Genomic DNA, 23115 nt, shown 5'->3' with positions numbered 1-23115 from the left:
CAAACGTAGCGTCACCTCAACTTTCCGCCGCCCGGCCCGTGAGGCTCCGGCCGCGCGGCGGTCACCCCCCAGAGCACCGCGGCAGGTCATCCCCCTCCGGACGCCGCGGCGAACAGGAGTTGTCGTGAGCGAAACCGTGACGGGCGGCATGAACCGCCGTTCCTTCCTCAGAACGGCCGCCGCCGCCGGCGGCGTCTCGCTGGCAGGCGCCTGCGGAGGGATCAGGGGCGCGGGCGACTCGGCGTCCGACGTGCTGAAGATCGGCTACGTCAGCCCGCAGACGGGCGCGCTGGCCGGGTTCGCCACCGCCGACAACTTCGTGGTCAAGCAGGTCCAGGAGGCGCTGCGCAACGGCTTCACCGCGGGCGGGAAGAAGCGCCGCATCGAGATCGTCGTCAAGGACACCCAGTCGAACCCGCAGCGCGCCACCGAGGTCACCCGGCAGCTCATCAACAGCGACAAGGTGGACCTCATCGTCGGCTCGTCCACGCCCGACACCACCAACCCGGTCGCCGACCAGTGCGAGGCCAACGGCATCCCGAACGTCACCACGATCGCCCCCTGGGAGGCGTGGTGGAACGGCCGGGGCGGCAAGGAGGGGCAGGGCTTCACGTACACGACGCTGTTCTTCTTCGGCATGCAGGAGTTCGCCGACTGCTTCGTGCCCATGTGGCAGCGCATGGACGTGTCGAACAAGAACGTCGCGGCGCTGTGGCCGAACGACACCGACGCCAACGCCTTCCGCAAGGGGCTGAGCCCGATGATGAAGGAGGCCGGTTACACGCCGATCGACGGCGGCGCGTACCAGAACGGGGCCACCGACTTCACGGCGCAGATCGCGACCTTCAAGGAGTCGGAGGCCGAGCTGTTCACCTGCACCCCGATCCCGCCGGACTTCCAGACCTTCTGGAAGCAGGCCCAGCAGCAGGGGTTCAAGCCGAAGCTGGCCACCGTCGCGAAGGTCATGCTGTTCCCGTCCGAGGCCGAGGCGCTCGGCGAGCTGACGAACAACATCGCCACCGACATCTGGTGGAGCCCCGCCCACCCCTACAAGTCCACGCTGGACGGCAAGAGCGCCAAGCAGCTCGCCGACGACTTCGCCGCCTCCTCAGGCAAGCAGTGGACGCAGGCGCTCGGCTCGGTCTACTCCCTGTTCGAGATCGCGGTGCAGGCGTTCAAGGAGGCGGGCGACCCCAAGGACCGCGACGAGGTCGCCGGCAAGCTGCGCGGCATGAAGCTCGGCTGCATGAGCGGGAACCTCGACTTCACCACCGGCCCGCAGCCCGGCATCGCGCTCATGCACCCCGTCGGCGGCCAGTGGCGCAAGGGCGAGAAGTTCCCCTGGGACGTGGTCATCGTCGACAACAGCGCCAACAAGGACGTCCCCGTCGGCGGCGACCTGCGGCCCACCAACGCGTGATGACCACCACACCGCTGCTGCGCCTCGACGGCATCAGCAAGAGCTTCGGCAAGGTGACCGTCGCCAGGGACCTGACCCTGTCCGTGCAGCCGGGCGAGGCGCTCGGCATCGTGGGGCCGAACGGCGCGGGCAAGTCCAGCCTGTTCGCGATGATCGCGGGCGACCTGCGGCCCGACAGCGGCGCCGTGTGGCTGGAGGGCCGGCAGGTCACCGGCGTCCCGCCGCACGCCCGCACCCGGGCCGGGATCGGCCGCACCTTCCAGGTGCCGCGCCCGTTCGAGCACCTCACCGTCTTCGAGAACGTGCTCGTCTGCGCCCACCAGGGCGCCGCGCTGAAGGGCAGGCGGGCGCAGGCGCACGCCATGAACGTGCTGGAACGCACCGGCCTGGCGGACGTGGCCAACACCCCGGCGGGACGGCTCGCGCTGCTGCCGCGCAAGCGCCTGGAGGTGGCCCGCGCACTGGGCACCGGGCCCCGGCTGCTGCTGCTGGACGAGGTGGCCGGCGGGCTGACCGAGCCGGAGGTGCTGGAGCTGGTCGCCGTCGTCAGGGACCTGCACGCCGAGGGGCTGGGCGTCGTCTGGATCGAGCACGTCGTGCACGCGCTGATCAGGACCGTCGGCCGGATGATCTGCCTGGCCGGCGGTGACGTGGTCGCCGACGGCGAGCCGCTGCGCGTGCTCGCCGACCGGCGGGTGCGCGAGCTGTACCTGGGCGCGGGACCGGAGACCGGGCTGCCGGGCGAGGAGGAGGGCTCGTGAGCGGGCCGCCGGACGCGCTCGCGACCGGGCCGTGCGACGAGGAGGAGGGCTCGTGACGCTGCTGTCGATCCGCGACCTCACCGTGCACCACGGGCAGCTCCGCGCGGTGGACGAGCTGAGCCTGGACGTGGACGAGGGCGAGGTGCTGGCCATCATCGGCGCCAACGGGGCGGGCAAGTCCACCCTGCTGCGCGCCCTGGCCGGGCTGAACCCGCCCACGTCCGGCACCGTGCGCCTGCGCGGCCGTGACGTCACCCGGCTGCCGGCCCACCAGCGGGTGCCCGCGGGCATCGCCCTGGTGCCGGAGGGGCGGCGGCTGTTCCCGTCCCTGACGGTGGAGGAGAACCTGCTGGCCGGCGCGTACCGCAAGCGGACAGGCCCGTGGACGGTCGCCGCCGTGCACGAGCTGTTCCCGTGGATGGCCGAGCGCCGCGACCAGAACGCGGCGCAACTGTCGGGCGGCGAGCAGCAGGCCGTGGCCATCGGCAGGGCGCTGCTGTCCAACCCCGAACTGCTGCTGGTGGACGAGCTGTCGCTGGGGCTCGCGCCGGTGGTGGTGCGCCGCATCTACGAGACGCTGCCGCGGATCGTCGGCGCGGGCACCACCGCGCTGATCGTCGAGCAGGACGTCACCCAGGCCATGCGGGTCGCCGACCGCGTGCACTGCCTGCTCGAAGGCCACTCCGTGCTGCGCGGCCGGCCGGGCGACCTGACCGCGGAGCAGGTCGAGCACGCCTACTTCGGCATAGCACAGGAGGGATCCCACTGACATGGGCTGGCTCAACGCCATCGTCCAGGGGCTGCTGCTCGGCGGCCTGTACGCGCTGTTCGCCACCGGGCTGTCGCTGATGTTCGGCGTCATGCGGATCGTCAACCTCGCCCACGGCGACCTCGCGGTCGTCGCGTCGTTCCTGGCCCTGGCCCTGGTCAGCGGGACCGGGCTGCCCCTGTGGGCGATCATCGTGATCACGGTGCCGCTGTTCGCGGTGCTGGGCTACCTGACGCAGCGGGTGCTGCTGCAACGCAGCCTGGCGTCGGGGCCCCTGGCCACGCTGCTGGTCACGTTCGGGCTGTCGATCGTGCTGCAGAACGTGCTGCTGGAGCTGTTCTCCGCCGACACCCGCACCCTGGACGGCGGCGCCTTCGCGACAGGCTCGTTCACCGTCAACGGCGCGATCTCGATCGGCTACCTGGCGATGACCACGTTCCTGCTGGCCTGCGCCACGCTGATCGGCATCGGGCTGTTCCTGGCGCGGACCGGGCTCGGCCGGATGTTGCGCGCCTCCTCCGACGACCGGGAGACCGCGAGCCTCATGGGCGCCGACAGCAGGCACGTCTACGGCGTCGCCACCGCCATCGCGTTCGCGACCGTGGCGCTGGCCGGGCTGATGTTCGCCATCCGCTCCTCCTTCGACCCGTCGATCGGGCCGTCCCGGCTGATCTTCGCCTTCGAGGCGGTCGTCATCGGCGGGCTCGGCTCGCTGTGGGGCACCCTGCTCGGCGGCATGGTGCTCGGTGTCACGCAGTCGGTGAGCGCGCAGGTCGATCCCGCGCTGACCCTGCTCGCCGGCCATCTGATCTTCCTCGCCGTGCTGGCCTTCCGGCCGCAGGGTCTGCTCGCAGGACGTACCGCATGACGATCTCCCACCTCATCGGCGCCGCCGCGGCGCAGAACGTGCACGTCAGCAGGGCCGGCCGGGCCTCCAAGGCCTCGGCGGGCGGCCTGGTGGCCGTGGCCGCGCTGCTGGCGGCGCTGCCCTTCCTGGTGTTCAGCACCGTGACCGACACGCTGATCAACCTGTTCGTGCTGATCGCGCTGGCGAGCATGTGGAACCTGCTGGCCGGGTTCGGCGGCCTGGTGTCGGTCGGGCAGCAGGCCTACCTCGGCATCGGCGCCTACAGCGTGATCGCGCTGGCCGGCCTGGGCGTGCAGCCGTACCTGGCGGTGCCGCTGGCCGCGGTGACGTGCGCGGTGTTCGCGCTGCCCACCTCGTGGCTGGCCTTCCGGCTGCGCGGCGACTACTTCGCCGTCGGCACCTGGGTGATCGCGGAGGTCTACCGGCTGCTGGTCGTGCGGGTGGACAGCCTCGGCGGCGCCAGCGGCAAGGGGCTGACCGGGCTGTCCGGCATCGACCAGACGCTGCGCGGGGCGCTGACGTACTGGGTCGCGCTGGGGCTGGCGCTGGCCACGATCGGCTGCTGCTACCTGCTGCTGCGTGGCCGGCTCGGCCTGTCGCTGATGGCCGTGCGCGACGAGGAGACCGCCGCGGCCTCCGCCGGCATCGACGTGCGGCGGGCCAAGCTGCTGGTCTACCTCGTCTCGGCGGCCGGGTGCGGCGCGGCCGGCGGGGTGATCACGGTCAGCTCGCTCAGCGTCAACCCCGACTCGGTCTTCAGCGTGCAGTGGTCGGCCTACATGATCTTCATCGTGGTGATCGGCGGCATCGGCACCATCGAGGGGCCGCTGATCGGCGCGGTGATCTTCTTTGGGTTGCAGCAGCTCCTGGCCGACTTCGGGTCCTGGTACCTGGTGCTGCTGGGCCTCGTCGGCATCGCCGCGGCGCTCTGGCTGCCGCGCGGGCTGTGGGGGCTGGCGCGGGGGCTGAGCCTGTTCCCGATCGGCTATCTCGTACGGGGGCCACGTGAGCCCGCGTGAGCCGCCCGCCGAGGTGACCGAGCGCACCCCGCCCCTGAACACCCATTCACCCAAGGAGGAACCGCCCGTGGGACTGCTCGACACCGTCACCTGGCAGGCGAACATCTTCAAGAACGGCACGTGGGCCCCCGCCCGCGGCGGCCACTACGCCGTGGTCGAGCCCGCCACCGGCGGCGAGCTCGGCCGGATGGGCCTGGCGACCCCCGAGGACGTCGCCGAGGCCGCCGCGAGCGCCGCCGCCGCGCAGCGCGAGTGGGCCGCCCTGCCGCACACCGCGCGCGCCGCCGTCCTGCGCAGGGCGGGCGACCTGTGGCAGCGGCACGCCGACGAGATCAGCGGCTGGAACGTGCGCGAGGTCGGCGCGGTCCCCGGCATGGCGGGCTTCGCGCTGCACGTGGCCGCCGAGGAGTGTTACGAGGCGGCGTCGCTGCCCGGCCGGGCGATCGGCGAGCTGCTGCCGTCGGAGCAGCCGCGGCTGTCGCTGGCGCGGCGCGTCCCCGCCGGGGTGGTGGCGGTGATCTCGCCGTTCAACGTGCCGATCATCCTCGGCGTCCGTTCCGTGGCCCCGGCGCTGGCGCTGGGCAACGCCGTCCTGCTCAAGCCCGACCCCCGGACGGCGGTCACCGGCGGCACGCTGCTGGCCCGCGTGTTCGAGGAGGCCGGGCTGCCGCCGGGCGTGCTGCAGATGCTGCCGGGCGGCCCTGACGTCGGCGAGGCGCTGATCACCGACCCGCACGTGCGGGTCGTCTCCTTCACCGGCTCGACCGCCGTCGGCCGCCGCATCGGCGAGCTGGCTGGCAAGCACCTCAAGCGCGCCCACCTGGAGCTGGGCGGCAACTCCGCGCTGCTGGTGCTGGACGACGCCGACGTGGACGAGGCGGTCAACCTGGCCGCCTGGGGGTCGTTCTTCCACCAGGGCCAGATCTGCATGACCACCGGCCGCCATCTGGTCGCCGACCGGCTCTACGACGACTTCGTGGAACGCCTGGCCGCCAAGGCCGGCGCGCTCCCGGTCGGCGACCCGGCCGCCGGCGAGGTCGCGCTCGGGCCCGTCATCGACGCCGGCCAGCGCGACAAGATCCACCGCCTGGTCACGGCGAGCGTCGGCCAGGGCGCCCGGCCCGCGTCCGGCGGCACGTACGAGGGGCTCTTCTACCGGCCGACGGTGCTCGCCGACGTGCCGCTGACCGCGCCCGCGTTCGCCGAGGAGGTCTTCGGCCCCGTCGCCCCCGTCACCCGCGTCTCCTCCGCCGACGAGGCCGCCGAGCTGGCCGCCGCCGGCGAGTACGGCCTGTCGCTGGGCATCGTGACCCGCGACGTGATGCGCGGCCTGGCCGTGGCCGAGCGCATCCCGACCGGGATCGTGCACATCAACGACCAGACGGTCAACGACGAGGCCAACGCCCCGTTCGGCGGCGTCCGCGCCTCCGGCACCGGCTCCCGCTTCGGCGGGGCGGCGGCCAACGTCGAGGCGTTCACCGAGACGCGCTGGATCACCCTGCGCGGCGAGCCGCCGCGCTACCCGTTCTAGCCGTTGCCGCGCGGCTTCCGCCAGACCGAGACGTGACTCCTGCTGTCGCCGGTGAACGGCTCGCGCCGCCAGCCGGCCCAGCGCTCGTGCGGCGTCATCCCCGCCAGCCGCGCCATGAGGTCCAGCTCGGCCGGCCACACGTACCGGTGGGTCGAGGAGTAGGTCTCGACCTGCCCGTCCACCGTCCAGTAGTGGTGGGAGACGGCGAGCTGCGCGGCCACGTCGTACTCCTCGAACCCCAGGTGCTCCGGGGTCACGGCGAACGGGTGGACGGTCTGGCCGGGCGGGAGCCGTCGCAGCTCGGGGACGTACACCTCGATGACGAAGCCGCCGCCCGGCTCCAGGTGCGCCGCCGCGTTGCGGAAGCAGGCGACCTGCTCGTCCTGGGTGGTCAGGTTGGTGATCGTGTTGCGGACCAGGTAGACGACCGCGAACGTGCCGGCCACGCGGGTGGTGGCGAAGTCGCCGGTGGTCACGCCGACGTGCTCGGCGCCGGGCTTGGCGCGAAGCTGCGCGATCATGGCGGTGGACAGGTCGATGCCGTGGACGGGGACGCCGCGGCGGCTGAGCGGCAGGGCGAGGCGGCCGGTGCCGATGCCCAGTTCCAGTGCGGCGCCCGGGCCCGCCAGTCCGGCGAGGAAGTCGACCGCCGGGTCGACGACCGCGGGGTCGAACAGCTCTGGCCACTTCGCCTCGTAGGTTTCGGCCAGGCGGGTGTCGAAGGTGTTCTGTGGCATGAAGCCACTGTGGGCATGGGCGAAGGTCGAGCGCCACTCGATAAGGCGCGGGCGGCTACGGCGCGGTGCGGCTCCCCGGCGCCTGCTGGTCGCGGGTGGACTTCAGGTAGGCGATGCCCAGGTCGAGGGCGGACTCCAGGTGGGTGGTCTGCCCGGTGGACATCTGGATGAGCACGCCGCCCTGGATGCCCGCCAGGAGCGCGGCGGCGGCGCGTTCCGGGTCCAGGCCGGGATCGACCTCGCCGGTGCCCTGCATGTGCCGTACGCCGGCGGCGATCTCGCTCTGCCACCGGGCCATCAGCTCCGACACCACGGCCTGCGCTCCGGGCGTGCGCTCGCCCAGGTGCGAGGTGACGGCGTTGAGCGGGCACAGGCGGCCCTGCCTGCGGTAGCGGTCGACGACCTTGTCCCGCCACGCCCCCCAGGCCGGCCAGGAGGTCAGCTCGTCGAGCTGGGGCCGCTGGTCGGCCAGCACGCGGTCGGCCTCGTACCTGGCCACGGCCAGCAGCAGCTCCTCCCGCCCGCCGGGGAAGTAGTGGAAGAGCTGGCTCTTGCTGGTCGCGGTGACCGACAGCACGTCGTCGAGGGTCGTGGCGGCGACGCCGTACTCGCGGATGAGCTCGGCCGCGCCTTCGAGGATGCGCTGCCGCGTGGCGGCTCCCTTACGGGTCAGCGTGGGCATGATCCACCTCCCTGGTGATCCACCCTACCCTCTTTTGGACTTGCGAGTCCATTTTGCGCGACGCATGCTGACCGCATGTCCATGAACCAGTATTTCCTGCTCGGCCGCTCCGGCCTGCGCGTCAGCCGGCTCGCCCTCGGCACCATGAACTTCGGCACCGGCGGCTTCCACGCCGCGTACGGCAAGTCCGCGGACGAGGCCCGCCCCCTTTTCCGCCGTTACCTCGAAGCCGGCGGCAACTTCATCGACACCGCCGACTTCTACACCGCCGGGGAGAGCGAGACCATCCTCGGCGGCCTCGTCGCCGAGGCCGGGGTGCGTGACCGGGTGGTGCTCACCACCAAGTTCACCAACAGCGTCGATCACGGTGACCCGAACGCCGGGGGCAACGGCCGCAAGCACATGATCAGAGCGGTCGAGGCGTCGCTCCGCCGCCTGCGCACCGACTACATCGACTTGTTCCTGTTGCACACCTGGGACCGGATCACCCCGGTCGAGGAGGTCATGCGCACCTTCGACGACCTCACCAGGGCCGGCAAGATCCGGTACGCGGGCCTGTCGGACGTGCCGAGCTGGTACGCGGCCCGCGCCCAGACCCTGGCCGACGCCCACGCGCTCGCCCCCCTGGTCAGCCTGCAACTCCCCTACTCCCTGCTGGACCGGGCGATCGAGCACGAGCACGTCCCCATGGGCCAGACCCTGGGCCTCGGGATCACCGCGTGGAGCCCGCTCGGCAGCGGCTTCCTCACCGGCAAGTACCGGCAGGCCGACCGCGGCGTGGCCGGCGAGGGGCGGCTGAGCGGCGAGGGGTACGCCGGGCGCTCGTGGACGGAGCGCGAGTGGCGGCTCCTGGGCGCCCTGGAGGAGGTCGCCGCCGAGGTCGGCCGGCCCATGGCGCAGGTCGCGCTGAACTGGGTGGCGAACCGGCCGGGCGTGGCGTCGGCGATCGTCGGCGCGAGCAGTGTCGAGCAGCTCGACGGCAACCTGGCCGCGCTCGGCTTCGAACTGCCCGGCGAGCTGCGCGGGCGGCTCGACGAGGCGAGCGCGGTGCCGGCCGCGTCGGTGTACCAGATGTTCACGCCCGGGTATCAGAGCTGGCTGGTGAGCCCTGGGGTTCAGGTCGGCGACAAGCCGGACGGGTACGTCCCGGCGGTGCGGAACTGGGTGCCGGGGAGCGCGGCCTGAGGACGCGCGCCCGGCCCGGGCAGGCCGCGCGGGGCGGCGGCGTGGGCCGTGACGGCGGGCCCCGTGCGGGTTACGGTCGGATCATGGTCATGGATGCGGCACGTGACGTCCCGGACATTCTGTCGGCCGAGTTCGCCGCCGACCCCTACTCCGCCTACAAGGTGCTGCGCGACGAGGCCCCGCTGCTCTGGCACGAGGGCATGGCGAGCTACGTGATCTCACGCCACGAGGACGTATCGCGGGCGTTCAAGGACGACACGTTCACCACCGAGAACTACGAGTGGCAGGTCGAGCCCGTGCACGGGCGCACGTTCCTGCAGCTGAGCGGGCGGGAGCACGCCGTGCGGCGGGCGCTGGTGGCGCCGGCCTTCCGCGGCGACGAGCTGCGGCGCACGTTCCTGCCGGTGATCGAGCGCAACGCCCGCGAGCTGATCGACGGGTTCCGCCACACCGGGTCCGTCGATCTGGTCGCCGCGTTCGCGCGACGGTTCCCGATCAACGTGATCGTGGACATGCTGGGGCTCGACAAGAGCGATCACGACCGGTTCCAGCGCTGGTACGTCTCGGTCATCGACTTCCTCGGCAACCTGAGCGGCGACCCCGAGGTGACGGCGGCCGGGCTGCGGACGCGGGAGGAGTTCGCGGCGTACCTGATCCCGATCATCAGGGAGCGGCGCGAGCGGCCGGGCGACGACCTGCTGTCCACGCTGTGCCGGGCCGAGATCGACGGCACCGGCATGAGCGACGAGGAGATCAAGGCGTTCTGCAGCCTGCTGCTCGCGGCGGGCGGCGAGACCACCGACAAGGCGGTGGGCGCGATGTTCGCCAACCTGCTGCGCCATCCCGACCAGCTCGACGCGGTGCGCCGGGACCGCGCGCTCGTCGGGCGGGCGCTGGCCGAGACGCTGCGGTACACGCCGCCCGTGCACATGATCATGCGGCAGACCGCGGCCAAGGTGGAGATCGCCGGCGGGGTCGTGCCCGCGGGCGCCACCGTGGTCTGCCTGATCGGGGCCGCGAACAGGGACGAGCGCCACTACGCCGACCCCGACGCCTTCGACCTCTTCCGCGCCGAGCTGGACGAGACGACCGCGTTCACCGCCGCGGCCGGTCACCTCGCCTTCGCACTCGGGCGGCACTTCTGCGTGGGGGCGCTGCTGGCCAGGACGGAGGTCGAGGTGGCGGCCGGGCAGCTCCTCGACGCCATGCGGGACATGGCGCTGGAGCCCGGGTTCGTGCCGGTCGAACAGGGTGTGTTCACGCGCGGCCCTGTGGCGTTGCCCGTACGCTTCTCCCCCTCCGGCTGAGCCGGTTACGCCGTCACGGCGTACACGCGCGTGGTGCCGAACACCCCCGTGTCCTTGCGCCGCCACGGCCGCACCGTGCGCAGGTGGCGGAAGCGGCCGGTGCTCAGGAGGTGCTCCTCCTCGACCGGGTTGAAGTAGATCAGCGTGATGGGGCGCGGGTTCCTGTCGGCCGAGGCGAGCAGGCGCTCCATGGCGGCGGCGAACGTCCGTCCCCTGAACGGGTTGTTCAGGAACACCACGCTGACGTCGTCCGGGATGTCGTAGTCGAGCACGTCCGAGCGGACGAACTCCACCTCCCGCGCCCGCAGCCTGATCCTGGTCCCCGCCAGGTTGGCCCTGGCCACCTCGGTCAGCTCCGACGACAGCTCGACCCCGATGACCTGCTTGAACGGGTAGTTGCCCGCCGCCTCCAGCACCATGCGGCCCTTGCCCGCGCCCAGGTCGAGGAAGACGTCCTGGCGGCCGACGTCCCCGACGGGCAGCGCCCGGCGCAGGGTGCCCCAGTGGGCGGGCGAGTAGTAGACGCGTTCTGGATGGTCGAGGCCGAAGTCGGCGAGATCGGCGAAGTCGGCGGTGCTCACGCCGTACCGCTGGTCGTAGAGCAGCCTGGCGAGTTTGCGGCGCAGCGAGCGTAGTCGCACGGGTACGCCACCCATCATCATGACCTCCTCCGCGGGCAGCACCGCCTCGCAGCCCAGCGCGATGGGTGCGCTCGTCAGCAGGGCGCCGAGCAGCAGCGGCAGCCTCTCCCGTACGGTCATGCGCGGGCTGCCTGCCCGGGGGGCGGCAAGATCGTGGATCACGGTCACAGGCGTCTCCTCGTAGGGGGCGGCCGGAGCTGACGGTGTCCGGCTACGGCCTGAGTGTGACAAGCCACGGCAGGACAGGACAGCCCTTGACAAGCCGCCCGCCCTTGCCGGAGGGATACTGCAACGTACTGGCGACACGTGTTGGGAGAGCGACCATGGCCGAGGCCACCCCGCCCGTACGACGGGCCCTGTTCCTGCACGCGCCGCACCGGCGCAGGCCGCGGGCGGTGCTGGAGCGGATGCTGGCGCTGGTGGACGACGACACGCCGCCGGACGGCCCCGACGGCCCGGTCGCCGTGCTGGAGCGGCGGCTGGCAGCGCTGCTCGGCAAGGAGCGCGCGCTGTTCTTCCCGAGCGGGACGATGGCGCAGCAGGCGGTGCTGCGCGTGTACGCCGACCGCAGCGGGCACCGCACCTTCGCCGGGCATCCGTTCACGCACCTGGACGTGTGGGAGGAGCAGGGCTACAACGCGGTTCACGGGCTGCGCTTCCGCCGCACCGGCGACCCGTACGAGCTCATGACGGCGCAGGACCTGACGGCGATCGGCGAGCCGCTCGCGGCGGTGGTGTGGGAGCTGCCGCAGCGCGACCTCGGCGGCCTGCTGCCCGAGTGGGACGAGCTGGGCGAGCAGGCCGGGCTGGTCCGGGCGACCGGCGCCGCCGCGCACCTGGACGGGGCGCGGCTGTGGGAGGCGCAGACGTACTACCGGCGGCCCCTCCACGAGATCGCGGGCCTGTTCGACTCGGTGTACGTCTCGCTCTACAAGAGCCTCCAGGGGGTGCGGGGCGCCGTGCTCGCCGGGGACGCCCGCACGATGGCCGCCACCGAGGTGTGGCGGCAGCGGCTCGGCGGCGGCATCCCCGACGCGTGGCCGCTCGCCCTGGCGGCCATGACGGGCCTCGACACCGTCGCGGAGCGCATGCCCGCCTACCGCGACCACGCGATCGCCATCGCCGCCGCGATCAACACCGGCGGCCTGGCCCGCACCCGGCCCGATCCGCCGCAGACGCCGCTGTTCCACGTGCACCTGCCGGCGTCCAGGCGGGCCGTGGAGCAGGCCGGTCAGGCGCTCCTGGAGGAGCGGGGCGTGCAGCTCTGGGGACGGGTGCGCAGCAGCCCCGACCCCTCACGGTGCAGCTTCGAGGTCACCGTGGGCGAGAACGCGATGGACTTCACCCCCGAGGAGGTCGCCGCCCTCGTCGGTGACGTGCTGGCTCGCGCGGAGGTGCTCGCCAAGGGCGCCTAGGACGCGCCTGCCGATCCCGTTCCGACGGCCTGCCCCGCGACGTGGACGGAGGTGGGCCGGGTGGCGGCGTCGTAGGCGGCGCGGGATCCCGTGGCGCCCATGCCGCTGTCGCCCGCCGGTTCGTAGAGCCGCTCGGGCCCGCCGCCCTGCCACTCGTTCACCCACACGACCCCGGCGGGGATGCGGCGCGCGGCGGCGACGTGCGCCGGGTCGGTGGTGTAGACGGTGGCGGCCAGGCCGTAGCGGGAGGCGCTCGCCCTGCGCACGCCCTCCTCGAAGGAGGAGACGACGGTGACGGGGGCGACCGGCCCGAACGTCTCCTCTGTCATGATCAGCATGCTCTCGTCCACGCCGGTGAGCACGGTGGCGGGGTAGTAGAAGCCCTTACCTTCGGGCGCCGCCCCGCCGGTGCGGACGGTGGCGCCGCGTTCGACGGCGTCGGCGACGTGCCGGGCGACGATGTCGCGCTGCCGCCGGTCCACCAGCGGCCCGAGCACGTCGCCGGCCGGATAGGCGCCTGCGGCCTCGACGAGCGCCTCGACGAACGGCTCCGCCACGTCCTGGTGCACGTAGACGCGTTCCATGGAGGTGCAGATCTGCCCGGTGTTGGCGAAGGCGCCGAACGCGACCGCGGCGGCCGTCGCCACGGGGTCCACGCCCGCGTCCACGATCACCGGGTCCTTGCCGCCGAGCTCCAGGACCGACCGGCGCAGCAGCTCGCCGCTGCGCGCGCCGACCTGGCGGCCCGCCTCGACGGAGCCGGTGAAGTGCACGAGGCCGAGGCGCTCGTCGGCGGTCAGCGGCGCGCCGGCCCGCGCGTCGCCGAGCACCAGGTTGACCACGCCGTCCGGCAGGTCCATCAGCTCCAGCAGCCGCACCGCCGACAGCGGCGAGCGCTCGGACGGCTTGAGCACCACGGTGTTCCCGGCGGCGAGCAGCGGGCCGAGCGCGCCGAGGGCCATGGGCACCGGGAAGTTCCACGGCACGATGACGGCGGTGGCGCCGAGCGGGTGGCGCACGATCGTGGTGCTGCCGCCGCCGGGGCCCGCGACCGTCTCCTCGAACGCGTAGTCCAGCGCCTCGGTGACGGCGACCTTGAACGCCTGGGCGGCGCCGCCGATGAAGGCGGTGCCGAGGGCGACCGGTTTGCCCATCTCGCGGCGTTCGGCCTCGGCCAGTTCGGCGGCGTGCGCGGCGACCGTGTCGGCCCAGCGGGTCAGGAGGGCGACGCGGTCGGCCACGGGCGTCGCGGCCCAGGCCGGTTGTGCCGCGACGGCGGCGTCCACGGCGAGGCGCACGTCCTCGGGCGAGCCGCTGGGGCAGCGGGCGACGGCCTCCTCCGTCGCCGGGTCGATCACGTCGTGGAAGTCGTGGCCGCGCGCGTCCTGCCACACGCCGCCGATCAGGTTCCGCAGGGTCTTCATGTGGGTGCTCCTAGAGGCGGTCGGCCATGAGCTCGCCGGCCATGATCGCTGTCAGGTTGGTGTTGGCGCGCGGCACGGACGGGAAGATCGAGGCGTCCACCACGCGCAGCCCGTCGAGGCCCAGCACGCGGCACGACGGGTCGACCACGGTGGCGGCGTCGGCGGGGTCGCCCATGCGGCAGGTGCTGGTGCCGTGCTGGGCGTCCATGGCGGTGGCCAGGAGGTGCTCGCCGAGCGCGGCGTCGTCGTCCAGCACCTCGAACAGGCGGGCGTTGGCGGACTCGACGGAGCCGGCCAGGATGCCGGCGACCTCGGGCCCCCTGGCCAGCTCGACCAGCGCGCGCACGCCGTGGCGCAGGCGTTCCAGGTCGCGCGCGTCCGAGAGCATGCGCTCGCGCACCTCGGGCTGCGCGCCGGGGTCGGCGGACTTCAGGGTCAGGACGCCGCGCGAGTGGTTCTGGTTGAGCCACACGCCCACGCCGCCGGCGGGCAGCCGCTTGTCGGCGGCCTCCATGGACAGCACGTTCTGGTTCAGGGAGACGAACATCATGTCGAGCGGCAGGCCGGCGGGCCCGCTGGTGTAGCGGACGCAGACGTTGGTGTGGCGGTCGTCGGCGCTCTGGATGGCGGCCCGCTCCGCCAGGAGCAGGTTGACGACGATCATCGGGTGGTCCTGTATGCCGAGGCCGACGGGCAGGTCCTGCCTGACCTCGATGCCGAGCCGGCCGAGGTCGGCCGCGGGGCCGACGCCGGAGCGCAGCAGGATGGCCGGGGAGTGGACGACGCCCGCGCTGATCACGATCTCGCCGGCGTACTCGGTGGTGACCGTGCCGTCCTGGACGATCTGGACGCCGACGGCCCGGTTCCCGGCGAACAGCACCCGGTCGACCAGGGCGCCGCCGCGTACGGTGAGGCCGGGCAGGGACCGGGCCGGCTCCAGGTAGCCGTCGTTGACCGTCACCCTGCGCCCGTCGCGGGAGTTGATCGGGTACGGCGAGACGCCGGCCGCGCCGGGCGCGTTGACGTCGGGCGCCCACGGGTGCCCGGCGGCCAGCGCGGCGTCGCACAGGGCGGTGTCCACCGATCCCCACTGCTCGCGGGGCATGCGGAAGATCGGGGTGGGGCCGCCGCGGCCGTGGTAGGGCTCGTCGCCGAATTCCTCGTCGTCCTCCAGCTTGCTGAAGTAGGGCAGCACGTCCCGCCACGACCAGCCCGCGCAGCCCGCGGCGGCCCAGTCGTCGAAGTCCTCGGCGGGCGGGCGGATCGCGATCTGCCCGTTGATGGCGGAGCTGCCGCCGACGCCCCTGCCGCGCCAGTACGGCGCCGGCGGCTGCGCGTCGGTGCGGGAGGAGTCGACCCCCGGCCAGACCAGGCCCTCGACGGCGGTGGGGTCGAGCAGGGCGCGGACCGGGTTCGGCGACCGCCACGCCTCGTGCATCTGCGCCGACCGGTAGTCGGGGCCCGCCTCCAGGAGGAGGACGCGTCCGCCTCGCTCGGCGGAGCGGGCGGCGAGCGCCGCGCCGGCGGAGCCCGCGCCCACGACGATGATGTCCCAGCCCGTGTCTGTCACGGCGAACCTCCTGCTCAAAGCGGCCGGAAAAACCGGACCGCGGCTAGCCGGTAGACTGCCGTCAGCGAAAAGTTCAGTCAAGGGTGAAAGTTCATTTTTTTTCTGACCGTTGGGAGACGGGTGGTGTCCAGCCTGGCCGGCGACCTGAGCCCCCTGCTCGACGACTTCGGCCTGCGCATCGGCCGGGCCATGGGCTGGCCTCCGATGGCGGGACGCGCCGCGGGAGTGCTGATGCTCAGCTCCGCGCCCCTGTCCACGGCGGAGCTGCAGAGCACGCTGGAGGCGAGCAAGGGCTCGGTCTCGGAGATGACCCGGCTGCTGGTCGACAGCGGCACCGTGCGGCGCTTCAAGGAGCCCGGCTCCCGCCAGTACGTCTACGAGTGGCGCCACGACGCCTGGATCGGCTGCCTGCAGCACATGCTGGGGCAGACGCGGGAACTGCTGACCCTGGCCGAGCACGCGCGGGCCCGCGGCGACGAACTGCCGGAGCCGCAGCGCGGGCGGCTGCGCGAGATGCACGAGTACTACACGTTCATGGTGCGGCAGATGGAGGAGATCCTCCAGGAGTACAGGACCTTGAAGTCCTAGTCCGGCTTGAAGTCCTAGTCCGCCTTGAAGTCCTAGTCCGCCGCCCGCCAGTGCGCGCCGCTCCCCCGCGCCTCGTCGAACACCAGCCACGTCCGCGTGGACAGCACCCCCTGCACGTCCTGGATTCGCTCCAGCACCACGTGCCGCAGCGTCTCGTTGTCCGGGGTCCTGACCAGGACGAGAATGTCGTAGTCGCCGCCGACCATGGCGAAGTGCTCGACGAAGGGGATCTCCTTGAGCTGGGCCAGCACCGCGCGCCAGGAGTTCTGCTCGATGGTCACCGACACGTACGCGCTGGTGCCCAGGCCCGCCTTGTGCGGGGCCAGCTCGACGGTGAAGCCCGTGATCACGCCGTCGTCCACGAGACGGGTGAGGCGGGCGTAGGCGTTGGCGCGCGAGATGTGCACGCGTTCCGCCAGTGTGCGGACCGAAATGCGGCCGTCACGCAGGAGTTCGGCGATGATCGCCCGGTCCACCGCGTCCAGCCCAGTGGCCGAACGTCCCGGCCAGCCGTTCCCAGGTGTCCCTTCTGACGACAATTGGCCCTCCATAAGCCCACCTTGAACCATTTGTCGCTCATTATCCATCGTCTCTTGAACGGATGGCCAGGTGGACGGACGCTTTCTGTGACAAATGTCCGCCCTGGCCGGCGCCTGGGCGAGCGCTCTGATCAGCAGAAAGTGAGTGCCGTCATGTCCACGAAGACGTCGGCGAAAGCCGTGCGGGAGCTGCTGCCCTCGCAGGCGCCCATCCGGTTCGTCGATGAGGGCGGCTCCCCCGTGAAGGAGCCCGCCGGGTACGCAGTGCCGCCGGACGAGCTGCTGCGCGCGGCGTACCGCTGGATGGTCGTGGGGCGGCGCTTCGACACCCAGGCGACGGCGCTGACCAAGCAGGGGCGGCTCGCCGTCTACCCCTCCAGCCGCGGGCAGGAGGCCTGCCAGGTCGCGGGCGTGCTCGCGCTGCGCGAGCACGACTGGCTGTTCCCCACCTACCGCGACTCGGTGGCGCTGGTGGCGCGCGGGCTCGACCCCGTCGAGGTGCTGACGCTGCTGCGCGGCGACTGGCACTGCGGCTACGATCCCGTCGCCACCCGCGTCGCACCCCAGTGCACGCCGCTGGCCACCCAGGTGCTGCATGCCACCGGCATGGCCGAGGCGCTGCGCCGCAAGGGCGAGGACGGCGTCGTGATGGCCTTCATCGGCGACGGCGGGACCAGCGAGGGCGACTTCCACGAGGCGCTCAACTTCGCCGCCGTGCTCAAGGCGCCCGTGGTGTTCTTCGTGCAGAACAACAAGTACGCCATCTCCGTGCCGCTGGCCAAGCAGAGCGCCGCGCCCGCGCTGGCCTACAAGGGCGTCGGTTACGGCGTGCCCGCCGAGCAGGTCGACGGCAACGACCTCGTGGCCGTGCTGTCCGTGCTGTCCGCGGCCGTCGGGCACGCGCGCGACGGGCGGGGGCCGTTCCTCGTCGAGGCGCACACGTACCGGATGGACGCGCACACCAACGCCGACGACGCCACCCGCTACCGCGACGACGACGAGGTGCGGCGCTGGAGCGCCGCCGACCCGCTGCCCCGGCTGGAGACGTACCTGCGCGGGCGCGGCCTGCTCACCGACCAGGACGCCGAGTCCGCGCGGACGGACGGCGAGTCGCTCGCCGCTGACCTGCGGGCGCGCATGAACGCCGACGCCGAACCCGACCTCCTCGAGATCTTCGACCACGTCTACGCCGAGCCCACCCCGCAGCTCCTCGAACAGCGCGAGCAACTGCGGGCCGAGCTGAACGCACAGGAGAGCTGACATGCCCACCGTCTCGATGGCGCAGGCCCTGAACACGGCCCTGCGCGACGCGCTGCGCGACGACGAGCGCGTGCTGGTCTTCGGCGAGGACGTCGGGCCGCTCGGTGGCGTCTTCCGCATCACCGACGGGCTGACCAGGGACTTCGGCGAGGACCGGTGCTTCGACACGCCGCTGGCCGAATCCGGCATCGTCGGCCTCGCCGTCGGCATGGCCATGGGCGGCTACCGGCCCGTCGTCGAGATGCAGTTCGACGCCTTCGCCTACCCGGCGTTCGAGCAGATCGCCTCACACGTGGCCAAACTACGCAACCGCACCCGGGGCAAGCTGACGCTGCCGATGGTGATCCGCGTCCCGTACGCGGGCGGCATCGGCGGGGTCGAGCACCACTGCGACTCCAGCGAGGCGTACTACGCCCACACCCCCGGGCTGAAGGTCGTCACCCCGGCCACCGTCGAGGACGCCTACTGGCTGCTGCGCGACGCCATCGCCGACCCCGACCCGGTCGTGTTCCTGGAGCCGAAGAAGCTCTACTGGTCCAAGGCCGAGGCCGCGCTGGAACAGCGGGCAGCCGCGCCGTTCGGGCGCGCGGCCGTCCGGCGGCCCGGCCGGGACGCCACCCTCGTCGCCTACGGGCCCTCCGTGCCCGTCGCCATGGAGGCCGCCTCCGCCGCCGCCGAGGACGGGCTCGACCTGGAGGTCGTGGACCTGCGCAGCATCGTGCCGTTCGACGACGAGACGGTCGTCGCGTCGGTGCGGCGGACCGGGCGGTGCGTGGTGGTGCAGGAGGCGCAGGGGTTCGCGGGGGTGGGGGCCGAGATCGCGGCGCGGGTGCAGGAGCGGTGCTTCCACTCGCTGGCCGCGCCCGTGCTGCGGGTGGCCGGGTTCGACATCCCCTACCCGCCGCCGAAGCTGGAGCACGCGCACCTGCCCGGGGTGGACCGGGTGCTGGATGCCGTTGACCGGCTGCAGTTCGGTGACCGGGTGGACGTGCGGCACCTGACCCGGGGGGCGGCGTGAACACGCTCGAGGCGCAGCTGTTCCGGCTGCCTGACCTGGGCGAAGGGCTGGCGGAGGCCGAGGTGGTGGTCTGGAAGGTCGCCGTCGGGGATCGGGTCGAGGTCGATCAGATCGTGGTGGAGGTGGAGACCGCCAAGGCTGCCGTGGAGGTGCCTGTTCCCTTCGCGGGGGTGGTCGTGGGGCTGCATGCGGCGGCGGGGACGACGCTTTCGGTGGGGGATCCGCTCATCTCGGTCGGTGGGGCGGGCGGCTCCGGCGGTCCGGGCGGCGCGTCTGGCGTCAGGACGGGCGGCGCGTCTGGCGTCAGGACGGGCGGCGCGTCTGGCGTCAGGACGGGCGGCGCGTCTGGCGTCAGGACGGGCGGTGCGTCTGGCGTCAGGACGGGCGGCGCGCCGGATGGGGCGGCGGAGCGTTACCGGGAGGAGGAGCGGGCCGGGTCCGGCAACGTGCTGATCGGCTACGGCACCGGGCACCTTTCCGGGCAGCGGCGGCGGCGCCGGGATCGCACCGGCTCGGGCCCGTCGGCCAGCCCGTCGGCCGGCCTGGCCGCGGTCGCGCCGCGCGAGGAGGCGCCGCGGGTGATCTCCCCGCTGGTGCGCAGGCTGGCGCAGGAGAACGGCGTCGACCTGGCGGGCGTCACCCCCAGCGGCCCCAACCGCGTCATCCTGCGCAGGGACGTCGAACGCGCCATCGCCGAGCACCAGAACGTCCCCGCCGCGTCGGCCCCGCGGCAGACCGCCGCGTCCGCACCACAGCAGCCCGCCGCATCGGCCCCACGGCAAACCACCGCGTCCGCACCACAGCAGCCCGCCGCATCGGCCCCACGGCAGACCGCCGCGTCCGCACCACAGCAGCCCGCCGCATCGGCCCCGCAGCAGGCCGCACCCTCCGCACCGCAGGAGGCGGAGCGCATCCCCCTGCGCGGCCTGCGCCGCGCCGTGGCCGAGAAGCTGTCCCGGAGCAGGAGCGAGATCCCCGACGCCACCACCTGGGTGGACGCCGACGCCACCGCCCTCCTGGAGACCAGGGACGCCCTGCGCGCGGCCGTCCCCGACAGACGCATCGGCCTGCTCGCCCTCCTGGCCCGCATCTGCGTGGCGGGCCTGCGCCGCTACCCGGAGCTGAACTCGACGGTGGACCTCGACCACGCGGAGATCGTCCGCTACCCGCAGATCCACCTGGGCTTCGCCGCCCAGACGGGCCGCGGCCTGGTCGTCCCGGTGGTCCGCGACGCCCACCTCCTGACGCTGTCGGAGCTGGCGGCGGAGCTGGCCCGCCTGACGGCCCTGGCCCGCGAGGGCACCCTTCCCCCGCAGTCCCTGACGGGAGGCACGTTCACGCTCAACAACTACGGCGTGTTCGGCGTGGACGGCTCCACCCCGATCATCAACCACCCGGAGGCCGCGCTGCTCGGCGTCGGCCGCGTCATCGACAGGCCGTGGGCGGTGGACGGCACGCTGGCCATCCGCAAGATCACCCAGCTTTCGTTCACGTTCGACCACCGGGTGTGCGACGGCGGCGTCGCCGGAGGCTTCCTGCGGTACGTCGCCGACTGCGTGGAACGCCCGGCGACCCTGCTGGCCGACCTCTGACGGACGGGCGCCCCGCCACCGGGGTGCCCGGCCGCCGACCGGGGCCGGGCTCAGCCGAGCCGTGATCCGACGCGATGCAGGGTCCCGTCGAGGTCCACGTAGGCGAACTCGCGTAGCCCGTACTCGGTGTCCCGGGGAGGCACGAGCCGCCCGGGGACACCGGCCGCCGCCCACTCGCCGTGCAGCGCGTCGGCATCGGAGACGTACAGGTAAACGACCGCGCCGGTGACGCCGGGGTCGTGCTCGGCCCATTCGTTCAGGTGCAGCGACACCTCGCCGCGCTCGACGAAGGCGTACCGCGCGCCGCCTTCATAGGCGCGGACGGCGAAGCCGAGCCGCCGGTACCGCTCCATCGCCGCGTCCAGGTCCCGCACCGGCACCACCGGCGCCACCCGCTCGAACAACACTCCGTCGGCCATCGTGTACCTCCTCCCCTCATTGTGCAGAGGCGGGACGGGGGGCTTGTCCGGGTACGCGAGAATACCGGTTGTGATTGTGGACCAGGCGATCTACTGCGGCGGTGTGCGTGAGACCATCACCGGGGACATCAGCGACGCTTTCAACGCCGCGCGGGCCAGGGGCGACTCCTTCCTGTGGATCGGGCTGCACGACCCCTCGCAGGAGGAGTTCGACCTGATCACCCACGAGGTGAAGCTGCATCCGCTGGCGGTCGAGGACGCCATCCACGCCCACCAGCGGGCCAAGCTCGAACGCTACGACGACACCCTGTTCGTGGTGCTGAAGCCGCTGCTGTACACGGACGAGACCTCCGACATCGAGGTCGGCGAGATCAACCTGTTCCTGAGCAAGGACTTCGTCATCAGCGTCCGGCACGGGCAGGCGGCGCCGCTCAAGGCGGTGCGCCGCCGCATCGAGGCCGACCCGGGGCTGCTCGCCTCGGGTCCCTCCGGGGTGCTGTACGCGATCTGCGACCAGGTCGTCGACGACTACTCGCGCATCACGCACGAGATCGAGGGCGACCTCATCGCGCTGGAGCGCCGGGTGTTCAGCGGCGAGTACGCCGACGCCACCGAGGACATCTACTCGCTCAAGCGCGAGGTCCTGGAGTTCCGCACCGCCCAGGACCCGCTGATCCCCGTGCTGGAGGAGATCGTCAAGGGCCGGGTGGAGCTGTGCTCGGACACCCGGGAGCAGTACCGCGACGTGCTCGACCACCTGCTGCGGGTGGACGCCCAGGTGGACGAGCACAACGAGCTGCTGACCAGCGCCCTGACCGCCCACCTGGCCCTGACGGGGCGTGAGCAGAACAAGGTCGCCATGCAGCAGAACGCCGACATGCGCAAGATCTCCTCGTGGGCGGCCCTCATCGCCGTGCCCACGATGATCGCCGGCGTGTACGGCATGAACTTCGACTACATGCCCGAGTTGCACTGGGTGTTCGGCTACCCTCTCGCGCTGGGGATGATGGGGGTCGCGGTGGTCGTCGTCTTCCGGCTGCTGCGCAGGAGCGGGTGGCTCTAGCCCGCACCCGTCTCGCGTCCGGTCAGCGCGGCCGCCCGGCCGCCCTGCGCGGGCCGTGGTCTCGTCGTCCACGAGGGCAACGGAGGTCGCGGCAGGACGGTCGTGCTCACCAGGTGCGCGGGAGGGGGAAACGGGCGCGTACCGCGTAGCCGCCGTCCGGCTCGGGGCCGGTGTGCAGGCTGCCCTGCACCATGGTCAGCCGCTCCCGCATGCCCACCAGCCCCTGACCGACCCGCCCGCCCCTCGTCCCGGCCACGCCCGCACGCACGCCTCCCGCCGAACCTCCCGCCGAACCTCCGCCCGCGCCCGCACACACGCCTCCCGCCGAACCTCCCGCCGGGCCTCCGCCCGCGCCCGCACGCACGCCTCCCGCCGGGCCTCCGCCCGTGCCCCCAGCCGCGCCCTCGCCCGCGCTCGCGGCGGTGTGCGCAGGTGACGGCGCGTTGCGTACCTCCAGGGTGAGCGCCTGCTCGTTGTAGCCGATGGCGACCGCCGTCGGGGCGGCGCCGGCGTGCCGGAGCACGTTCGTCAGCGCCTCCTGCAACACCCGGTACGCCGTGACGTCCAGCACCGGAGGCAGCCGGGGCAGGTCGGCGGGCGCGTCCAGCGTCACGGCCAGACCGGCCGCCCGCACGTCCGCGATCAGCTCGTCCAGCCGCACCAGCGACGGCATCGGCGCCACCTGATCCCCGTCGCCACCGCGCTCGCGCAGCAGCCCGACGAGGCCGCGCATCTCCTCCACGGTCTCCCGTCCCAGCCGCTCCAGCCCCGCCACGACCTCCTGCTCCGCCGGCCGGTCGCCGAGCAGCCGGCGCAGCGCACCCAGTTGCAGGGTCATCACGCTCACCGAGTGCGCGACCGCGTCGTGCACCTCCCCGGCGATGCGGGTGCGCTCCCGCGCGACCGCCGCCTGGGCGTTGACCTCACGTTCGGCGTCGAGCGCCGCCGCGAGCTCCGCGAAGTGCGCCGTCAGCTCGGCGTGCCGCGCCGTCAGCTCAGCGTGCCGCGCCGCCAGCTCGCCGCTGCGCCGCGCCAGCACGCCCACCGACCAGCAGGGCAGCAGGATCGCCGACACGAGCAGCAGCTCCCACGCCGACGCCCCGGCCAGCGTCGTGCTCGCGAACGACACGGCGGCCAGGCCCAGCGCCACGGCGGAGCGGCGGGGGGGGCCCCGCCCCCCCCCCCCCCCCACCCCCCCCCCCCCGCCCCCCCCCCCCCCGCCGGGGGGCCCGGGCGCCCCCAAAGCGACCAAGCCCCCGGGCAGGCAGAGGGCCACCAACAACGTGCCCCGCAGCGGGGACCCGGCC

22 protein-coding genes are annotated in these 23115 nt (G+C 73.0%); 14 read left to right on the top strand and 8 right to left on the bottom strand.

From position 1 onward, the window contains the following. Nucleotides 1-124: 124 nt before the first annotated feature. From FXF51_RS56545 to FXF51_RS56520, 6 genes are all read left to right on the top strand, one after another. Nucleotides 125-1420, top strand: a complete 1296-nt coding sequence (locus FXF51_RS56545; protein ID WP_148443157.1) for an ABC transporter substrate-binding protein — start codon at nt 125-127, stop codon at nt 1418-1420. Next, on the top strand, nt 1420-2181 hold the full coding sequence (locus tag FXF51_RS56540; RefSeq protein WP_148443156.1) for an ABC transporter ATP-binding protein: 762 nt from the start codon (nt 1420-1422) through the stop codon (nt 2179-2181). Before FXF51_RS56545 ends, FXF51_RS56540 begins: the two co-directional genes overlap by 1 nt. Nucleotides 2182-2233: 52 nt before the next feature. Next, the gene (locus tag FXF51_RS56535) at nt 2234-2950 is read left to right on the top strand and encodes an ABC transporter ATP-binding protein (RefSeq protein ID WP_148443155.1); all 717 of its coding nucleotides are present in this window, start codon (nt 2234-2236) and stop codon (nt 2948-2950) included. Between the two features lies 1 nt (nt 2951). Further along, complete coding sequence (locus tag FXF51_RS56530; protein WP_148443154.1) at nt 2952-3818, top strand: branched-chain amino acid ABC transporter permease; 867 nt, start codon at nt 2952-2954, stop codon at nt 3816-3818. Then, nucleotides 3815-4837 carry a branched-chain amino acid ABC transporter permease gene (locus FXF51_RS56525; RefSeq protein ID WP_148443153.1) on the top strand — a complete coding sequence of 341 codons (1023 nt, stop codon included), beginning with the start codon at nt 3815-3817 and terminating at the stop codon, nt 4835-4837. The genes FXF51_RS56530 and FXF51_RS56525 overlap by 4 nt, the downstream gene beginning before the upstream one ends. Before the next feature lie 67 nt (nt 4838-4904). Then, entirely contained in the window at nt 4905-6368 is a 1464-nt protein-coding gene (locus FXF51_RS56520) for an aldehyde dehydrogenase family protein (protein WP_148443177.1), read from the top strand. On the opposite strand, the gene FXF51_RS56515 is transcribed toward FXF51_RS56520, so the two are convergent. Then, nucleotides 6365-7105, bottom strand: coding sequence for a class I SAM-dependent DNA methyltransferase (locus tag FXF51_RS56515; RefSeq protein ID WP_148443152.1), 741 nt, complete (start codon nt 7103-7105; stop codon nt 6365-6367). The two genes, FXF51_RS56520 and FXF51_RS56515, sit on opposite strands and share 4 nt — an antisense overlap. A gap of 55 nt (nt 7106-7160) precedes the next feature. Further along, nucleotides 7161-7787, bottom strand: a complete 627-nt coding sequence (locus tag FXF51_RS56510) for a TetR/AcrR family transcriptional regulator (protein ID WP_148443151.1) — start codon at nt 7785-7787, stop codon at nt 7161-7163. Between the two features lie 75 nt (nt 7788-7862). Between FXF51_RS56510 and FXF51_RS56505 the strand changes: the two genes are divergently transcribed. Then, the gene (locus tag FXF51_RS56505; protein WP_148443150.1) at nt 7863-8972 is read left to right on the top strand and encodes an aldo/keto reductase; all 1110 of its coding nucleotides are present in this window, start codon (nt 7863-7865) and stop codon (nt 8970-8972) included. Nucleotides 8973-9061: 89 nt separating this feature from the next. Further along, entirely contained in the window at nt 9062-10279 is a 1218-nt protein-coding gene (locus tag FXF51_RS56500) for a cytochrome P450 (protein WP_148443149.1), read from the top strand. Nucleotides 10280-10284: 5 nt separating this feature from the next. Here FXF51_RS56500 and FXF51_RS56495 read toward each other — a convergent pair whose 3' ends face one another. Next, nucleotides 10285-11088 carry a class I SAM-dependent methyltransferase gene (locus FXF51_RS56495; protein ID WP_262380559.1) on the bottom strand — a complete coding sequence of 268 codons (804 nt, stop codon included), beginning with the start codon at nt 11086-11088 and terminating at the stop codon, nt 10285-10287. A 155-nt stretch (nt 11089-11243) separates the two neighbouring features. Here FXF51_RS56495 and FXF51_RS56490 point away from each other — a divergent pair, with 155 nt between their 5' ends. After that, nucleotides 11244-12335 (top strand): threonine aldolase family protein, encoded by a 1092-nt coding sequence (locus tag FXF51_RS56490; protein WP_148443148.1) that lies wholly within the window; start codon nt 11244-11246, stop codon nt 12333-12335. Here FXF51_RS56490 and FXF51_RS56485 read toward each other — a convergent pair. Both FXF51_RS56485 and FXF51_RS56480 read right to left on the bottom strand, forming a co-directional pair. After that, nucleotides 12332-13759 carry an aldehyde dehydrogenase family protein gene (locus FXF51_RS56485; protein ID WP_148443147.1) on the bottom strand — a complete coding sequence of 476 codons (1428 nt, stop codon included), beginning with the start codon at nt 13757-13759 and terminating at the stop codon, nt 12332-12334. The genes FXF51_RS56490 and FXF51_RS56485 overlap by 4 nt on opposite strands. Before the next feature lie 10 nt (nt 13760-13769). Continuing rightward, entirely contained in the window at nt 13770-15329 is a 1560-nt protein-coding gene (locus tag FXF51_RS56480) for a GMC family oxidoreductase (protein ID WP_148443146.1), read from the bottom strand. 123 nt (nt 15330-15452) lie between these two features. Between FXF51_RS56480 and FXF51_RS56475 the strand changes: the two genes are divergently transcribed. Beyond that, nucleotides 15453-15917, top strand: a complete 465-nt coding sequence (locus FXF51_RS56475; RefSeq protein WP_262380558.1) for a GbsR/MarR family transcriptional regulator — start codon at nt 15453-15455, stop codon at nt 15915-15917. Nucleotides 15918-15949: 32 nt separating this feature from the next. On the opposite strand, the gene FXF51_RS56470 is transcribed toward FXF51_RS56475, so the two are convergent. After that, nucleotides 15950-16468 carry an Lrp/AsnC family transcriptional regulator gene (locus tag FXF51_RS56470; protein WP_148443144.1) on the bottom strand — a complete coding sequence of 173 codons (519 nt, stop codon included), beginning with the start codon at nt 16466-16468 and terminating at the stop codon, nt 15950-15952. Nucleotides 16469-16609: 141 nt separating this feature from the next. On the opposite strand from FXF51_RS56470, the gene pdhA reads away from it, so the two are divergent. Genes pdhA through FXF51_RS56455 form a run of 3 tightly spaced genes read left to right on the top strand, consistent with a single transcriptional unit; the run spans nt 16610 to nt 20326 of the window. Continuing rightward, the gene (gene pdhA, locus FXF51_RS56465) at nt 16610-17716 is read left to right on the top strand and encodes a pyruvate dehydrogenase (acetyl-transferring) E1 component subunit alpha (RefSeq protein ID WP_148443143.1); all 1107 of its coding nucleotides are present in this window, start codon (nt 16610-16612) and stop codon (nt 17714-17716) included. Nucleotide 17717: 1 nt separating this feature from the next. After that, nucleotides 17718-18734 carry an alpha-ketoacid dehydrogenase subunit beta gene (locus FXF51_RS56460; RefSeq protein ID WP_148443142.1) on the top strand — a complete coding sequence of 339 codons (1017 nt, stop codon included), beginning with the start codon at nt 17718-17720 and terminating at the stop codon, nt 18732-18734. Then, complete coding sequence (locus tag FXF51_RS56455; protein ID WP_148443141.1) at nt 18731-20326, top strand: dihydrolipoamide acetyltransferase family protein; 1596 nt, start codon at nt 18731-18733, stop codon at nt 20324-20326. Before FXF51_RS56460 ends, FXF51_RS56455 begins: the two co-directional genes overlap by 4 nt. 50 nt (nt 20327-20376) lie before the next feature. Here the strand turns inward: FXF51_RS56455 and FXF51_RS56450 are convergent, their stop codons facing one another. Beyond that, entirely contained in the window at nt 20377-20745 is a 369-nt protein-coding gene (locus FXF51_RS56450) for a bleomycin resistance protein (RefSeq protein WP_148443140.1), read from the bottom strand. Nucleotides 20746-20815: 70 nt separating this feature from the next. Here FXF51_RS56450 and corA point away from each other — a divergent pair, with 70 nt between their 5' ends. After that, a complete protein-coding gene (gene corA, locus FXF51_RS56445) occupies nt 20816-21808 on the top strand; it encodes a magnesium/cobalt transporter CorA (RefSeq protein ID WP_148443139.1) in 993 nt (330 codons plus the stop codon). A 106-nt stretch (nt 21809-21914) separates the two neighbouring features. On the opposite strand, the gene FXF51_RS56440 is transcribed toward corA, so the two are convergent. Continuing rightward, nucleotides 21915-22958, bottom strand: coding sequence for a sensor histidine kinase (locus FXF51_RS56440; protein ID WP_187415131.1), 1044 nt, complete (start codon nt 22956-22958; stop codon nt 21915-21917). Between the last annotated feature and the right edge of the window lie 157 nt (nt 22959-23115).

The sequence above is a fragment of the Nonomuraea sp. PA05 genome, from assembly GCF_008086045.1.
Classification (GTDB): domain Bacteria; phylum Actinomycetota; class Actinomycetes; order Streptosporangiales; family Streptosporangiaceae; genus Nonomuraea; species Nonomuraea monospora.
The sequence above is the reverse complement of the archived record's forward strand: the minus strand, read 5'-3'. Positions and strand labels throughout refer to the sequence as shown.

Excerpts from the sequence above, each read along its gene's own strand:
- FXF51_RS56540 (WP_148443156.1), top strand. The coding sequence starts at position 1,420 with ATGACCACCACACCGCTGCTGCGCCTCGACGGCATCAGCAAGAGCTTC.
- FXF51_RS56530 (WP_148443154.1), top strand. The coding sequence starts at position 2,952 with ATGGGCTGGCTCAACGCCATCGTCCAGGGGCTGCTGCTCGGCGGCCTG.
- FXF51_RS56525 (WP_148443153.1), top strand. The coding sequence starts at position 3,815 with ATGACGATCTCCCACCTCATCGGCGCCGCCGCGGCGCAGAACGTGCAC.
- FXF51_RS56515 (WP_148443152.1), bottom strand. The coding sequence starts at position 7,105 with ATGCCACAGAACACCTTCGACACCCGCCTGGCCGAAACCTACGAGGCG.
- FXF51_RS56510 (WP_148443151.1), bottom strand. The coding sequence starts at position 7,787 with ATGCCCACGCTGACCCGTAAGGGAGCCGCCACGCGGCAGCGCATCCTC.
- FXF51_RS56505 (WP_148443150.1), top strand. The coding sequence starts at position 7,863 with ATGTCCATGAACCAGTATTTCCTGCTCGGCCGCTCCGGCCTGCGCGTC.
- FXF51_RS56500 (WP_148443149.1), top strand. The coding sequence starts at position 9,062 with ATGGATGCGGCACGTGACGTCCCGGACATTCTGTCGGCCGAGTTCGCC.
- FXF51_RS56490 (WP_148443148.1), top strand. The coding sequence starts at position 11,244 with ATGGCCGAGGCCACCCCGCCCGTACGACGGGCCCTGTTCCTGCACGCG.
- FXF51_RS56485 (WP_148443147.1), bottom strand. The coding sequence starts at position 13,759 with ATGAAGACCCTGCGGAACCTGATCGGCGGCGTGTGGCAGGACGCGCGC.
- FXF51_RS56470 (WP_148443144.1), bottom strand. The coding sequence starts at position 16,468 with ATGGAGGGCCAATTGTCGTCAGAAGGGACACCTGGGAACGGCTGGCCG.
- pdhA (WP_148443143.1), top strand. The coding sequence starts at position 16,610 with ATGTCCACGAAGACGTCGGCGAAAGCCGTGCGGGAGCTGCTGCCCTCG.
- FXF51_RS56460 (WP_148443142.1), top strand. The coding sequence starts at position 17,718 with ATGCCCACCGTCTCGATGGCGCAGGCCCTGAACACGGCCCTGCGCGAC.
- FXF51_RS56450 (WP_148443140.1), bottom strand. The coding sequence starts at position 20,745 with ATGGCCGACGGAGTGTTGTTCGAGCGGGTGGCGCCGGTGGTGCCGGTG.